Consider the following 15,920-nt stretch of genomic DNA (forward strand, 5'->3'; position numbering starts at 1 on the left):
CGTTAAAAAATCTTGTAAGACCGGCATCGGGTTTTGGATGGCGTATCCATCCTATTTATAAGATAAAGGAATTCCATCCGGGGATGGATTTTGTTGCAGCTTACGGCACCAAAGTTATTGCTACCGGTGATGGAATTGCCTCAGAAGTTTCATCATCTTACGGGGGATATGGAAATAAGATTGTCGTCAACCATGGGTGGGGTTATCAAACTTTGTACGCGCACTTAAGCAGGTTCAATGTTCATCCCGGACAAAGGATAAAAAGAGGCCAGGTAATCGGTTTTGTAGGAAGTACAGGACTTTCAACAGCACCTCATTTGCATTATGAAGTACATAAAAATGGTTCCATAGTTAATCCAATCAATTATTATTTTAATGACCTGACGCCGGCCCAATACAGTCAAATGATTCAAATTTCAGCTCGCGGCGGACAAACATTCGATTAATCTTAAATAATGCCATATAAAGAAAAGCAAATAGAAAAATTATATTACTCCATTGGTGAAGTAGCCAAAATGTTTGGGGAAAACACTTCCTTAATCCGTTTTTGGGAAAAGGAATTTGACATCATTAAGCCCAAGAAAAATAAAAAAGGCAATCGTTTCTTTACCAATGAGGATATAGACAACTTCAGACTCATTCATCATTACGTAAAAGATTGCGGGATGACCCTCAAAGGAGTGCAGAAAAAGCTCAAAGAAAATAAAGAAGATACAGTAAATAATTTTGAGGTAATCAAAACCTTGCAGGATATTCGTGAAGTCCTGCTTGAAATCAAAGAAATTTTATAAAATTCATGCCTTCCACTGACCAATAAAATAAAATTGCACTGATGAAATTAAAGGAGATTGTTTCTGCTATAGAAAATTATGCTCCCCTGGTCTATCAGGAATCTTATGATAATGCGGGTTTAACCATAGGAACCCCGTCCCAGGAAATAAATTCGGCCTTATTAACTATTGATGTAACAGAAGAAGTGATTGACGAGGCCATTGCTAAAAGCTGTAACCTGATTATATCCCATCATCCCCTGATTTTTTCAGGGATAAAAAAAATTTGTGGCAACAATTATATCGAAAGATCTATAATTAAAGCCATCAGCAATAAAATTGCCATATATTCCGCCCATACTAACTTAGACAGTGTCGACAACGGGGTAAACAAAAAAATCTGCGAAAAACTGGGGCTGGTCAATACGAAAATTCTTGAACCTGCCACACATCAACTATGTAAATTGGTCGCCTTTGTGCCTGTTGATTATGCAGAGGCAGTGAGATCGGCTATATTTGAAGCAGGTGCCGGCAGTATCGGAAGTTACGACATGTGCTCCTACAATGTTGATGGGAAAGGAAGTTTCAGAGCTTCTGCAAATACTCACCCTTTTGTTGGTGAAATTGGCAAACTTCACTTTGAAAACGAGACAAGAATAGAAATCATCTTTCCAAAAAATCTTCAGAACCGGATAACAGACGCATTGCTGCATGCTCATCCCTATGAAGAAGTTGCTTATGACATCTATCCCCTCGAAAACACATATTCCAAGGCGGGCATGGGCATGGTTGGTGAACTGCCTGTCGCAACAAACGAATTGGAATTTCTCAAAAAAATAAAAAATACCTTTAACATTCCGGTAGTAAGATATACCCAACTAAGGGGTAAAAAAATAAGCAGGGTGGCTGTATGCGGGGGAAGTGGAAGTTTCCTGCTAAAAGATGCTATCGCTGCAGGAGCCGACTTATACCTGTCGGCAGATTTTAAGTACCATCAGTTTTTCGATGCTGACAGCCAGATAGTTATTGCAGATATTGGCCATTTTGAAAGCGAACAATTTACCGTAGAAATTTTTTATGATATTCTTAAAAAAAATTTCCCTACATTTGCCATTTATTTATCAGAAACAAAATCCAATCCGATAAATTATTTGTAAATATGATACAAGAGAAAAAGAATAACGACTTAGCCGAAGTATCCATTGAGGATAAACTGAGGGCCTTATATCAACTTCAATGCGTTGATTCAGATATTGACAAAATAAGAATTCTTCGCGGCGAATTACCTTTAGAAGTTCAGGATCTGGAAGATGAAATTGCCGGACTTGAAACCAGAATCAGCAATTACGAAAATGAAGTTGCAGAACTTGAAGCAACCGTTTCCAAGAAAAAAACAGAGATTGTCAACTCACAGGCATTAATCAAAAAATACACCGAACAACAGAAAAATGTAAAAAATAACAGGGAATATGATTCCCTATCCAAAGAGTTGGAATTTCAGAACCTTGAGATTGAATTGAGCGAGAAACGGATTAAGGAATTCACCCAACAGGTTAAAGACAAAAAGGAATTAATTAAACAATCCAATAAAACAGTTGAAGAAAGAAGAAGCGACCTTCAGACTAAAAAATCGGAACTCAATTCAATTGTAAACGATACGCAGAAAGAAGAAAAATTGCTTCAGAAAAAATCGGAAGAAATCGCCAAGGTGATTGAACCCCGTTTATTGAACGCTTATAGGCGGATCAGGGCAAATGCTCAAAACGGACTTGCAGTAGTAACTGTTCAACGTGACGCCTGCGGGGGTTGCTTTAATAAGATTCCGCCTCAGCGCCAGCTAGATATCAAATCCAGAAAGAAAATCATCGTTTGCGAATACTGTGGTCGTATCCTGGTTGACGACGAAATCAATGGCGAAAAGAAAGAAGAAGCTGCTGAATAATTGAAAATAAGCCCTTTAGGGTTAAAATATATACCCGTATAAGTTACTTTTATACGGGTTTTTTTATGCAATGCAAATTTATTTTCCGTTCTCCCTTATGCTTTTGCCATTTGCAGGTGAAAGTCATCATATGCCGGCAAATAATTTGCAACCTCAATCAAAAATAATTACATTTGTTAGAAATAGTATTTAAGAATTGTTGATTACAATCAGAGTTATGCAGTACCGGGTAGTTTTTTTGGGTTGGGTTTGAATTCACATAACTTTTGGATAATTTCAAGTTCTTTTTACAGATGTGCAAGAATCCCAATTTTGATATCCCGGGTTAATTGTTTATATCCGCATATGATGAAAAAATATTTTATCATTCCGTTGGTCTTTTCGTTAAGTTCTTGTGCTACCCTGCTTCATCAACGAACAGTGGATATCCAAATTCATTCAGACAGTGATTCAACCAAAATATGCATAAACAATGATACGACCAGGTGGTACCAAACACCCACCCGGATTAATGTTGAACGTTCAAAGAAAAACTTGTGGATTACCGCAAGAAAAGATACCCTTCAGAAGCAAATTGAATTAAGAAGCAAACTCTCAGCGGCTTTTTTAGTCGGCAATATGTTTTCGGGCATAGGAATTTTTGGATATGTCATTGATCTTACTAATCCCCGAAGATTTACCTATCCCAATTACCTAACCCTCGATTTCAAACCCAAAGTATCAACAAAAATGTACAGGCCCTGGCTGAGCCCGGAAAAGAATTTATTGAATTTAAAACTATCTATTCCTGAAGGAAATCTTTTGTACCTGAACAAGGGGAACGGTTATGGAAGCAGTTTCGGTTTTTTAGGACTCTCTGGCGGATTTGAATATTATCTTTCAGACAAATACTGTATTAGTTCAAATTTTGGAGTATTAACCGATTTTATGCTCCCTTTCCCGGCACCAATTGACTATGCTGACTCGAGTAGTCACCAAAGTTCAAGTGCTGTTTATGGAACTATTCAGATTGGGAGTGATTTTAAAAACAGATGGCACTATGATCTGGGGCTTCAGTTCACAAGGACTTTGCACTATGAAAGAGAATGCGTTGAACTATTTCCCCATTACATCGACACGCTTAAATATTCAAAACAACAAAACAATGCAGGACTAGCCTTTTCGACATACTTCAGGATATCCAACAGCTTTAACCTGGGAATAAATTATTATCCCTCATTTTTAGCATGGAATAACAGTAGATTACAATTTCATTATTCCCATCTGTTATTTTTTGAGCTGCTATTTAAAGTTGAAGCATTCAGGCCCAAGAGATTCAGAAAATAGAGAACAGGCAGAACCTGTTCCTTTTCAATTAAAGGTATAGAACTAATGTATATCAGTCCGAACTTCTGAATTAAAAAGCTTTTCATTTTGACCTGAAACCAGGACACAAATTGGATGCAAGAAACAAATGGTGTTGATCCAAATTTTGGTTCAGTAATAATTTTCGCCCATCTTATTTATTTGAATAGCTTACCACGATTTCTTCCTTCTTAACCTTTTGCAAGGGTTCTTTTTCGAAAACATGATGTTTGAGCACGGCAGGTTGTTCAAGCGATTGCACGAATATTTCAGCGATATCCTTTACCGGCACGGGAGATGCAATATTAAGTGTTTTCTTACATGAAGGACAAGCCGTAACGATAATATCCGGATGGTCTACAGAAAGCCGGGCAACTACATCTTTCTGAACTGCCGTTCTTTGAGCAGTACTGATCTGAAGATTTCCCAGACTGCCTCCGCAGCATAAGGAATGATCCCTTTCGTTTTTCACTTTTAGCAAAGCGGCTATATTTTGCAAGACTGCACGTGGTTCTTCATACACGCCACATCCCCGGCCCAGTTCGCAGGGGTCATGATAAACGACGGTTAAATCCTGATGGCTTAATTGAACCCTGTTTTCATTAATCAGTTTCAACAGGTATTGGGTATGGTGCATTACTTTAATATCCAGATGGTATTCTTCCCTGAAAACACGATAGCAAATGGGACATGAAGTAACCAAAAGTTTTGCCCCGGAAGCCTTAATCGCCGCTATATTGTGTTCCATAAGCCTTTTGGCCGATTCGGCCTTGCCTGCCATCATCAATGGCCTTCCACAGCAAACACTGCCATCCTCATCCATAAACCAGAAATTTTCCCGGGCAGCACGGAATATCTTTAACATGGAATGCTGAATAGCCGGTGTCAGATGAGTCATACATCCCGCAAAATAAATCATATCGGCTTTTTGAGCCCTGGCCGGTTTTAAATAATTATAGGCTTCAGCATGATCGGGAAGGTATCCGCTGCGCTGATTCTGACGAATGGAAATAGTATCGATCTTTACAGGGCAATATTCCTTACACCGCCCGCATAGCAGGCAGTCAAAGGTCACTTTTTCCTCCACGCTTTTCTCGCGAACAGAACGGAGAAAATAAACCGACTGCACCGAATAATTATGGGCAGCAGAGGCCAATTGGCATTTATCAATACATATCCCGCAACGTGGACAGGAATTTATCTCAATGTCAGAAAAAACTCCGTTTTCCTTTCCGTTTTTCAATCCGTATTGCCTCAGGAAAATAAGCAGAGCTTCCGTTGGAATGTGCATGTAGCGCGAAAAAGGTAAAGCCACGAAAAAGACGCCCAAAGAAACCGAATATGCCCACCATGAAGGATAGATCAGCGAGCCAACAGGGAGGAACGAAGCAAAAAAACGGCCAACTGTTCCGGTAAGAAACCCGCCATGGCCATAAACGCCCGAAGTAAAACTTTCGGCCAGCAGTCGCAACGGGAAAATAAACCAAAGAGAAATCAATGCGAACTTATCACCGGGTTTCATCACGGTAGTCTTTTTCATCCCAAACATTTTGGAATAAAAACGTTTGGTAAACGCCAGCACAACACCGGAAAGGACGACCAGCAAAAAGAAATCCATAAAAAAGGTAAAACCAGCTGAAAAGGTGAAGGCAGATGGAGCAGGTTCAAAAAACCGGAAAAATATCGGATAATATGGAGGATTTAGAGGAACATCACTAAAAAATTTTGACTCCACATTGCCCATGACAATAAGCAGAAACCAGCCAAAGGCCAGTGAAGTATGCATAAATCCCAGAAAGAGGTTTACTTTGAATATTCGCCTGTGCAGTAAACATTCCAGAAAGATCTCCTTAAGAGCTTTCAAAGAACAAAATGAAAAAACATTTTGTTTGATTTTTTCTTTTTCTTCCCTGCTCAATGCCTTTAACCACTTAAGGTACTTAAAAACGAGCAAGGCAACCATTACCACCAATCCGACAGTAAACGGCAAGACGAACAGATCAAATTTCATCCTTAAATAATTTTATAATTAAGGTAGAATGGAACTCGCATATTATGTTTGTGTTTAACCAATATGCCCGTTTCATCAAATTTCTTAAAAAAACAAGTTGAATTCTAAGAACCCCACACTTGTTTACCTATAAATTGCAAGAATCAATAAACTAAATTCTGATACCGCGAAAAAATCTTCTGAATGCTGGCCACTACATTCCTTGTATTCACTCCCCTGGGGCAAGCCAGATTACATTTTCCGCACAGCATGCACTTTTCAACTTCCTGAAGGGCTTGTTCGTTTTCACCACGATGTACCAACAAAGCCACTTTTCTAAAATTAAACCCCGTAAAATTCCCTGCGGTGCAGGTAGCTGTACAGGTACCGCAGCCTATGCACCAGTCAAACGAAGGCTCTCTCTGGCTTACAAGCGCGGCCAAATTTCTGTTGTTGTTGTCAAAATCAATCTGACTATCGGGTTGTATATAAAAACCAAAATTTTTCATCGATTAATTTTTTTCCCTCAAATATTCATTTACTTTCAAAGCCGCCGAACGGGCTTCGTTCAAAGTACAGGCAATAGTTTTAGGCCCGCAACAAGCACCAGCCAGGAATACACCTTCAACCGGGGAAACGGTAGTCAGCATATTGTCATCTTTCACTTCAAGAAAACCATCAACCGAAAGGCTCATGCCCAACATATTGGCCAGATCAGCAGTACTGCCAGCGGGAACAAAACCAACAAGTAAAACCAGCAAATCCACAGACATCTTCATCGGCCTGCCGGCCAGGGTATCTTCAACCTTCAGCAATATACTTCCGTCATTATTTTCGCAAGCTTCTGAAAGCCGCCCCCGGATGAAATTCACTCCATATTTTTCTTGGGCTTCACGATATAAAGCTTCAAATCCTTTATCAAACATCCGAAGATCCATGTAGAAAGAGAACACCTCAGCTTCGGGCAGCATTTCCTTTACTTCTATAGCCTGCTTCACCCCGGTTACACAGCAAACCTGGGAACAGTAGAGGTGCCCGGCTTTCTGGTCGCGCGAGCCTACACAATGAATAAACCCAATGCGTTTAGGCGAATTACCTTCATTAGTCAATAAAGGCTTACCTTCCTTAAAAAGCCTCTCCAGGTCAGCCGAGGTCAATACGTTGTTATATATCCCATAACCATATTCTTCTTTCTTTCTGGCATCAAAAACCTCAAAACCAGTAGTGACTACAATAGCATCGGCATCCAGGAAATGACCGTGGTTGGTTTCCACCACAAAGCGTCCATCATTCTTCTCTATATGATTGACAAGGGTATTGTTAATTGTCTCAATAGTGCCATTTATATTGTTTTTCAGGTAATTGACGACATCAGATGCAGGCCTCCTGTTGGGAAAGAGCCTGTCCCACTGCAGCAAATGGCCACCCAGCTTAGATTCTTTTTCTATGAGGGTAACATGATGCCCGCTTTTTGAAAGGCTTACAGCCGTTTCCATTCCTGCAGCACCCGCCCCAATGATGATTACTTTCTTGTTCATTAAAGTAACAAATAAATTAAGAATTGATTAAATGGCTGAATAAAATGTCCTTTAACAATCATTTTTACCATTCAAATATTTTAAACTTTCAGCACTGACGGCACTTCTGGCCTTCCCAGGTCTTTGCCGTCTAAGCTTTTATATTTCTCATCAGGATCATATTCAATGCCGATCTTGTCGAGGACAGATTCGCAGGAAACCTGATGAACCTGTAGACCTAGCCTCCAGGGATCCAAACCCAACAACAAACCGGCAACCTCCTCATAAGTAAACACCGGAATACCATGCCCGTCGGGCCCATAGGTTTTGCCTTCCATCTCCCCGATTACATACTGCCATCTATCCAGAAACATAGGGCATCCCGGACAATTGGTAATGATCATATCCGGTTTGTATGGTTCCATCGAATCAAATTTCTTTTTCGAACAGGCTATAGAGAAGCCACGGTTTGCCTGAACTAAATATTGCCTGAATCCGAAACCACAACAATGACGGCGTTCGGGATAATCAATCACTTGTCCGCCCCAGGATTCAACCATACCGGTAAGCACATAAGGATATTCGGCACCTCCCACACCTTTGCTGGGGAACATCTTGGCATAATGGCAACCGATGTGTTCAACAACGCGTAAAGGCTCGCCGGTCAACTTGTTCACCAGCCTGTATTTTGCCTGAGCTGCAATTTGATTGCGAAACTTAAAAATCACATCACTGGCATGTGCAAGGTTTTTGGGTTTTTTAAACTCGCGTCGAGTAGCCTTCCACAAAAATTCGCGCACTCTGGCCTCAACTTCAGGAAACTCACGCCAGGTTTCAAGAATTTCAGTATATAATCCAAATGAGGTGATACACGAAGGAATCAGGTTTTCGTAACCCGCTTCGGTCATCAGGGCAAACTGTCGGGCAGCCACAGTCATGGTTGTATCGAAAGGTACAACATCAGTGTGGTAACCAATTCCGGTGCAGGTGGTGTGTGCAGGATTTTCGTACAAATCCTTGTGCAGAAATTCCTTTAGTATTTTGATAAAAGCCCATTCTGAGCCAGGGAAAAAAGTCTGACGGATGCAACTTCTGACGTAGAAAAAATGATCCCCGGCAATCTCTTTCTGGTAATCCTGCCAGATGAGTTTCTTTCCTTCTTTAATCATGTTGCGAATGTTTCTGGTTGTTGTGGGTAAAAGCAGCCTGAAAATATTCATTATCCAGACTTTCGTCAATGTTCATATTCATTTCCTTTGCTTTCTCAGCCGAATATTTCTCTATTTTTTCGAAACGGTCGTTGGCTCCGGTCACTTCAAATATATTTTTCAGTTCATCAATGGCTTCATCCGGGATATTACGAAGAGCACCGGGGCCCTCACCCTTGTAGTTGGCGCCCATTTTTTTCATCAGTTCGGGCAGGTTTTGTTTTTCCCAAGCCCAGACAGGCCCCTGTTCAGGATGCAGTTCCGTAGCAACCAAATCGGGTGTTACACAATAACCGCACTTTAAAATATTCTCGCCAACAGTCCGTTTAATGGCAAATTGTTGCCTGCCTTTTTCAGATTCAACGAAATACCCCAAATCTTGTGAAAGGGAACGCAAAGCGCAAATAACCAAACCTGGGGCATTTCCACGCGGACACCGGGTCTTGCAAGACATACATTCTCCACAATACCAGATTGTATCGCTTTTCAACAAAGCTTCTATTTGCTTGTCGTCGCGTGTCTGAACTATATCCATGATGACACGCGGATCATAATTATAAAATTCAGCAGCCGGACAAATAGCAGTACAGGTGCCACAATTGATGCAAGCTTTCAGGCCTTCCTTCATCCTCACATCTTTGATCAGCATATTGAATAATCCTTCCATAGTTAACAAAATTAACATGTAAATACAATGCAGAAAAGAGCACAAACACTGATTTATCATGCGCAATTTCCCCTAAGTATAAATACGCATGAACCAATCCGCATTTATACTCATTTAATAATTAACAATAAAAAGATTAAAAATGGATTGACAAATTAAGGAAAGACAGATATTTAGCAGTAAGAACAACCAATCAACATCAAATGTTATAATCCTGTACCTAAATTTTTTAGAGAGCCATAAAACTTTTGCAAATCTATAAAACAAAATTAAGTTTATTGCTAAAAATATTTTTTAATGTCTTAATCCATAAGTTCCGGTTAAAACTGCTTTAACAGAACCAATTAAAATTTTTGCTTCGACTAACACAGGAATTCTGTTTGCATCATCGGTTACCCAAACCCGCAAATCCTCACCTCCTTTGAAGATAGTCCCTTCAATCATCTTGACAGAGAATTTATAACAATGATATTTCTTTTTGTCACGGGTAATGATGTCCTCCTTACCCAGATAACGGATATAAAGGTTAAAAACCTCATTATCAATAACGGTTTGAACAGGAATTTTTTCATTATACTTATATCTTGAAAAATCAAGATTCCGGGTATAATAAACCAGGCCCAAAGCATCCCAGGTTTCAGGCCCACTGGTCAACTGGTCTTTTTTATAGGGTCGTTTTGAATTATGGGTGATGGAAATTATCTTCTTGTTCCTATGGTCAAAAAAATATTCTTCAAAGGCCTTGTATCCGCCCTCATAAGTATCGCGCTGAAACCACAAGGGGCGGAAACTGTCTATATCTATATAGGACCTGAAGTTTTCACGCACCTTAAACATCCAGTCATAGGATTTCAGGCTGCTACCCGTTGCCTGAACATCATAAACATGACGATTCATGTAATACCTATCGCCTACCTTAAATTCTACCACTCCTGCCCTTACCCAGACAAATTTCCAATTATAATAGGCATCGTAGGTAACCCGTTCGCCGATATTAAATGTTTTATTTTCAATTCCGTATTGAGCAAACGTCGATGCAGTATAAAAAAGAATCAAACAGGAAAGCAATAGATTTTTTTTCAGAATATTTTCTTTTTTTTTCATTATTGCCCGGGAATTACATTTTTTTCAAAATTACACCAAAAAATTAAAATCAGGCAAATATGCAAAATAAGGTTGTTGCTGTTCAGAAAAAAAATCGGATAAAAATCAGAACAAATATTGTAACTTATTGATAATCAATAAGTTACAATATTACAGAATGAGACTTTATTTTTTCTTCAATGTCCCGAAGATGTTCAATACGTCCAAGATCCATCCAGAAAGAATGATCATGGTTAAATGTTGAAATATTGTATTTCCGGGCCAGGCGCAAATAGACATCTATAATAGAAAAGACGCCTTGCTCTTGAATTAAAGGAAATATCCCGGGGCTGATCATATGAATACCACTAAAAGCTGTAGGAGTCAATCCTTCAGCTGATTCACACGAAAGCTTAAGCTCTCCGGTAACATTATTGCGCCAGCCGGCCAGACAATTCCCGGGATTCAGCAACAATGACCGTGATGTAGGACGATTCTGAACGGCAAGGGTAGCCAGAGCACCAGACTTAAGATGGGCATCCCTCATCATGTTAAAATCTAACCCTGAGAGGATATCAACATTATGAACCAAAAATGGCTGTCCGTCATCAAAAAACCAGGCTGCTTTTTTTAATCCTCCGCCTGTATCCAGCAAAAGGTCCCTTTCATCAGATATTTCAATATGTATATCGAAATTATGGTTTGCTTTTAAGAAATCGATGATCTGTTCACCAAAATGATGAATATTTACAATAACCTCATTATAACCAAAGCGCTTCAGTTTTTCAATTGCTATCTGAAGTAAAGGTTTTCCATCTATTTCCACCAGTGCCTTCGGACGGGAATTGGTGATGGGCCTCAACCTGGTTCCCAAACCCGCCGCGAATATCATAGCTTTCATACGTAAACAATTAATTTTTAAAGGTCGTATGAAACTCCATGTTTGCTATTTTTATTCGTGTTTTGTATTTATTCACAAACATATTCGTTTCATTTCAATTGCTTATTTTATGCTGCTTCCCTCATTTAGTAAGTAACAAATGTTTTTCGTCTATTAATTTACGAAGGTTGATCAAGGCATAACGCATGCGCCCAAGGGCAGTATTGATGCTGACATTAGTCTGCTCGGCAATTTCCTTAAAACTCAAACCCATATAATGGCGGAGCATGATTACTTCTCTTTGATCGGCCGGCAATTGTTCTATCAGCGAACGCACATCCTCCATTATTTGATCCCGGACCATGGAGTCTTCAATATTGGCTTCTGCCAGCTTGGTTGTATTAAAAACACTTACATCACAGTCGTCATCAGAAACAGTGGAAAGTTGCTTTTCCTTGCGGAAATAATCGATGACCAGGTTGTGGGCTATCCGGGTGACCCATGACAAAAAACGGCCATTATCCTGATATTTCCCTTCCTTGAGTGAATTAATCACTTTTATGAAAGTATCCTGAAAAATATCTTCAGCTAATTGTCTATCCCCAACTACTAAAAGAATATAAGTAAAAACTTTACGCCTGTAACGGTTGATAAGAAGTTCTAGACTTTTCTGGTTTCCTGCGATGGACTGCTCGATAAGTTCTTGATCAGAAAAATTACTTGCTTCCATTTTAGCCTCCTATTTTTAAAATAAAAGGTAAATGTCTATTCTATAAGCAGTCCTCCAGATTTAATTTAAAGGTTTATTAAGAGAAAACGAATGATCCGTTTAACTGTCGCTAAAAAAGTATTAATTTTGATCCTTTATTTAGACGCTTCAAAAATAGTAATTTTTGCAATTATGCCAAATTTTTTATCAAAAAATGAGAACAAAGAAATTGTCATAAAAGGGGCGAGGGTTCACAACCTGAAGAATATAAGCCTGAGTATCCCGCGTGATAAGATGATCGTCATAACCGGTCTGTCGGGTTCAGGTAAATCGTCCCTGGCATTTGACACCATATATGCTGAAGGGCAACGAAGGTACGTGGAAAGCCTTTCAGCTTATGCCCGGCAGTTTCTTGGCAGAATAGACAAACCGGAAGTGGACTATATCAGAGGCATTCCTCCTGCAATTGCTATAGAGCAGAAAGTAAACACCCAGAATCCGCGATCCACCGTGGGTACTTCAACAGAAATCTATGACTACATCAAACTGCTTTATGCCCGGATTGGCAAAACATTTTCGCCAGTTTCGGGTTCTGAGGTGAAAAAACATAGTGTAACCGATGTAGTCAATTATATCACTTCATTTGATGAAGCTACCACCATACATATTTTATCCCCGCTGATCAATCATGAAAACAAATCATTAAAAGACCGGCTGGAGGTGTTTTTCGACCAGGGCATCACACGTATCGAACTAAACGATAAAGTGTTGCGGATTTCTGATGTTTTAAAAGACCTTGATACTTATTCCAAAGAAGAAGATAAAATCAATATTCTGATTGACCGTATAAAACTGAGTTACGATGAGGAATCGCAAAGCCGTTATGCGGATTCGGTCCTGACAGCATTTGCTGAAGGCGAAGGAACCTGCATCGTCAAAGTTTATGAAGCAGAACAAACCACCACACAGATTTTCTCCGACCAGTTTGAAGCTGATGGAATCCGGTTTGAAGAACCTACAGAATATATGTTCAGCTTTAACAATCCCCTTGGGGCATGCCCGACCTGCGAAGGCTATGGGAAAATTATAGGAATAGACCCCGATCTGGTGGTTCCCAATAAAAGCCTGTCTGTTTATGAAGATGCTATTTTTTGCTGGAAAGGAGAAAAGATGCAGCAATGGAAGGAAAAATTGGTCTATAATGCCGATAAATTTAATTTCCCCATTCATAAACCTTTTTATGAACTGACTGCCGAACAGAAACAATTACTTTGGGAAGGAAACCGGTATTTCCATGGATTAAACGATTTCTTCAAATATTTAGAGGAAAAACAATATAAAATCCAGTACAGGGTAATGTTGTCGCGTTACCGGGGAAAGACTATATGCCCGGCCTGTCATGGCTCACGTTTAAAAAAAGAAACTTCGTACGTCAAGATGGGAGGGAAAAATATCCAGGAACTGGTGATCATGCCTGTTGATGAACTTCGCAGTTTCTTCCTCAACCTGCAATTGTCCCCCTATGAACGGACCCTGTCCAAACGCATTATGACAGAGATAAATAACCGTCTGGACTTTCTGATCAATGTAGGTTTGGGTTACCTCACCCTCAACCGCTTGTCGTCTACCCTTTCAGGCGGGGAATCACAGCGCATCAACCTGGCCACTTCACTGGGCAGCAGTCTGGTTGGTTCCCTTTATATACTTGATGAACCAAGTATAGGCCTGCATCCCCGCGATACAAACCTTTTAATTAACGTGCTCCGCAAACTTCAACAGATAGGCAATACGGTTATTGTGGTGGAACACGATGAGGAAATTATCCGCTCTGCTGATGAAATCATTGATATTGGCCCGTTCGCCGGACGACTTGGAGGGGAAGTCATGTTCCAGGGCAACAACGAAGAACTGGTTAAAAGCAAAAACAGCCTGACGGCCCAATATCTCACCGGGAAATTGTCGATCTCACTTCCTGAAAGCCGCAGGAAATGGAACAATTATATAGAAATTACAGGGGCCAGGGAAAATAATTTAAAAAATATTGATGTCAGGTTTCCGCTTAACGTCATGTGCGTGGTAACAGGCGTGAGCGGATCGGGAAAATCGACGCTGGTAAGGGATATACTCTTTGCTTCCCTGAATAAATATTTCAATGGTACAGGCGAAAAATCAGGCGATTTCGACAAGATGTCCGGAGACATGAAAATGATCTCCAACGTTGAATTTGTCGACCAGAATCCTATTGGCAAATCTTCCCGTTCCAATCCGGTTACTTACTTGAAAGTCTACGACGAGATACGCAAGTTGTTTGCCGAACAGCCATTGGCAAAATACAACAACCTGAAAGCAGCACATTTTTCTTTTAATATTGACGGCGGCCGTTGTGAGGAATGCCAGGGTGAAGGCACCATTAAGGTTGAAATGCAGTTTATGGCCGATGTAAACCTGATTTGTGAAAGCTGCGGGGGAAAACGTTTCAAACCCGAAGTGCTTGAAGTCAAATACAGGGACAAAAATATTGACGATGTGCTGAATATGACGGTTGATGAAGCCATTGATTTTTTCAGCGGACAAAAAGGGACCATTGAAAAACGTATTGTTGAAAAGCTGAAGCCATTGGCAGATGTAGGTTTAGGGTACATCAAACTGGGGCAGTCATCGAGCACACTCAGCGGCGGTGAAAGCCAGCGTGTCAAACTCGCTTCTTTCCTGAGTAAAGGAGCCTATTCGGATCATTATCTCTTTATCTTCGACGAACCCACTACAGGCTTGCATTTCCATGACATTAACAAATTGCTGGAAGCCTTTAATGCCCTCCTGAAAAACGGACATTCTATAGTGATCATAGAGCATAATCTGGATGTCATTAAAAGTGCAGATTGGATCATAGACCTTGGACCCGAAGGAGGGAAAAAAGGCGGAAGCCTTGTATTTGAAGGAAAACCTGAAGATATAGTCAAATGCAAAGAATCCTTTACAGGAAAATTTTTAAAGACTAAAATAAAGGGATAATCTATGTTTTAACGAGGCATATTTTACGCTTTGTTGCACATCGAACAATCCTATTCCCGGCCACTTAATGGCGAAACAAATTATTGTTTTGATGCAACTTTCTAAAACCAATACCCTAAATTGAAATAGGTATTTAAATGCGGATTGGCGTTGGAAGTCATCAGGGTCAGTTCAAGCGGGCCAATGGGGCTGCTGAAGCCATAAGTAAGCCCCAAACCGCTATACAATGATGAGATACCGAATAAATCGTCAAAACGTTGTGTGCCTTTTCCGACATTGGCTTTCAACACGACAAATTGGTTTTTCATAAATTCCATCTGCAGGTCGCAACGGGCAATAACTATGTTTTTATCGACTTTCTGTAAAAGATTCATCCCGATAAAAGGGAAAACCCCTTTGTCTATCGTATTTTCCACGCCTCCACTAAAAAGATAATAAGGATAAGGAATAGAATCGCCGAATACAGTTCCGGCATAAGCCCCCGGCAAAACTGTAAGCCTCTCTGTCAGACTATATGCCGATTTCCATGAAACCAAAAATTGTTTTACAGGATGCATCTTTTTGTTCCACGCATCCGTAACAAATTTCCCCTGTACCGTCAAATTTGTGCCTCTTTGCGGATATGCAACCCTGTTGTACGTATCAAAATGATAAAACCCGTAGAAATTCAAAAATGCAGTGGTAAACGTCTGATTCCCCATCGCATACGGATTCCCCCTGAATTTTGAAAATTCATTTTCAATCCCGGTGACTAATGAAGCAGAATGACGAATATTATGGTGTAAAAAAATCTTATAG

At 40.1% G+C, this 15,920-nt stretch carries 15 protein-coding genes; 6 read left to right on the forward strand and 9 right to left on the reverse strand.

Annotation, left to right across the window (positions count from 1 at the left end; all coding sequences use genetic code 11):
• The 5 genes from Q8907_04375 to Q8907_04395 form a co-directional block, all read left to right on the forward strand.
• Window positions 1-446: M23 family metallopeptidase (locus Q8907_04375; GenBank protein ID MDP4273495.1), on the forward strand; the 446-nt coding region annotated here is incomplete at its 5' end.
• A 9-nt stretch (window positions 447-455) separates the two neighbouring features.
• Window positions 456-791 carry a MerR family transcriptional regulator gene (locus Q8907_04380; protein ID MDP4273496.1) on the forward strand — a complete coding sequence of 112 codons (336 nt, stop codon included), beginning with the start codon at window positions 456-458 and terminating at the stop codon, window positions 789-791.
• Window positions 792-832: 41 nt separating this feature from the next.
• Complete coding sequence (locus Q8907_04385; GenBank protein MDP4273497.1) at window positions 833-1,927, forward strand: Nif3-like dinuclear metal center hexameric protein; 1,095 nt, start codon at window positions 833-835, stop codon at window positions 1,925-1,927.
• 2 nt (window positions 1,928-1,929) lie between these two features.
• Window positions 1,930-2,712, forward strand: a complete 783-nt coding sequence (locus Q8907_04390) for a C4-type zinc ribbon domain-containing protein (GenBank protein ID MDP4273498.1) — start codon at window positions 1,930-1,932, stop codon at window positions 2,710-2,712.
• A gap of 345 nt (window positions 2,713-3,057) precedes the next feature.
• The gene (locus tag Q8907_04395; protein ID MDP4273499.1) at window positions 3,058-4,038 is read left to right on the forward strand and encodes a hypothetical protein; all 981 of its coding nucleotides are present in this window, start codon (window positions 3,058-3,060) and stop codon (window positions 4,036-4,038) included.
• Window positions 4,039-4,210: 172 nt separating this feature from the next.
• Here Q8907_04395 and Q8907_04400 read toward each other — a convergent pair whose 3' ends face one another.
• The 8 genes from Q8907_04400 to Q8907_04435 all read right to left on the reverse strand — a co-directional run bounded on the left by Q8907_04400 (window position 4,211) and on the right by Q8907_04435 (window position 12,131).
• Window positions 4,211-6,067 carry a (Fe-S)-binding protein gene (locus tag Q8907_04400; protein MDP4273500.1) on the reverse strand — a complete coding sequence of 619 codons (1,857 nt, stop codon included), beginning with the start codon at window positions 6,065-6,067 and terminating at the stop codon, window positions 4,211-4,213.
• A 143-nt stretch (window positions 6,068-6,210) separates the two neighbouring features.
• Complete coding sequence (locus Q8907_04405; GenBank protein MDP4273501.1) at window positions 6,211-6,555, reverse strand: 4Fe-4S dicluster domain-containing protein; 345 nt, start codon at window positions 6,553-6,555, stop codon at window positions 6,211-6,213.
• A gap of 3 nt (window positions 6,556-6,558) precedes the next feature.
• A complete protein-coding gene (locus tag Q8907_04410) occupies window positions 6,559-7,608 on the reverse strand; it encodes an FAD-dependent oxidoreductase (protein MDP4273502.1) in 1,050 nt (349 codons plus the stop codon).
• A gap of 56 nt (window positions 7,609-7,664) precedes the next feature.
• Window positions 7,665-8,732, reverse strand: coding sequence for a heterodisulfide reductase-related iron-sulfur binding cluster (locus tag Q8907_04415; protein ID MDP4273503.1), 1,068 nt, complete (start codon window positions 8,730-8,732; stop codon window positions 7,665-7,667).
• Entirely contained in the window at window positions 8,725-9,438 is a 714-nt protein-coding gene (locus Q8907_04420) for a 4Fe-4S dicluster domain-containing protein (protein ID MDP4273504.1), read from the reverse strand. Before Q8907_04420 ends, Q8907_04415 begins: the two co-directional genes overlap by 8 nt.
• A 294-nt stretch (window positions 9,439-9,732) precedes the next feature.
• On the reverse strand, window positions 9,733-10,542 hold the full coding sequence (locus tag Q8907_04425) for a DUF3108 domain-containing protein (GenBank protein ID MDP4273505.1): 810 nt from the start codon (window positions 10,540-10,542) through the stop codon (window positions 9,733-9,735).
• Between the two features lie 142 nt (window positions 10,543-10,684).
• Window positions 10,685-11,422 (reverse strand): nucleotidyltransferase family protein, encoded by a 738-nt coding sequence (locus tag Q8907_04430; protein MDP4273506.1) that lies wholly within the window; start codon window positions 11,420-11,422, stop codon window positions 10,685-10,687.
• Window positions 11,423-11,543: 121 nt separating this feature from the next.
• On the reverse strand, window positions 11,544-12,131 hold the full coding sequence (locus tag Q8907_04435; GenBank protein ID MDP4273507.1) for a sigma-70 family RNA polymerase sigma factor: 588 nt from the start codon (window positions 12,129-12,131) through the stop codon (window positions 11,544-11,546).
• 171 nt (window positions 12,132-12,302) lie between these two features.
• Between Q8907_04435 and uvrA the strand changes: the two genes are divergently transcribed.
• The gene (gene uvrA, locus Q8907_04440) at window positions 12,303-15,122 is read left to right on the forward strand and encodes an excinuclease ABC subunit UvrA (GenBank protein ID MDP4273508.1); all 2,820 of its coding nucleotides are present in this window, start codon (window positions 12,303-12,305) and stop codon (window positions 15,120-15,122) included.
• 101 nt (window positions 15,123-15,223) lie between these two features.
• Here the strand turns inward: uvrA and Q8907_04445 are convergent.
• The coding region (locus Q8907_04445; GenBank protein ID MDP4273509.1) for a hypothetical protein at window positions 15,224-15,920 on the reverse strand (697 nt) is incomplete at its 5' end.

The organism is Bacteroidota bacterium, from assembly GCA_030706565.1.
Classification (GTDB): Bacteria; Bacteroidota; Bacteroidia; order Bacteroidales; family JAUZOH01; genus JAUZOH01.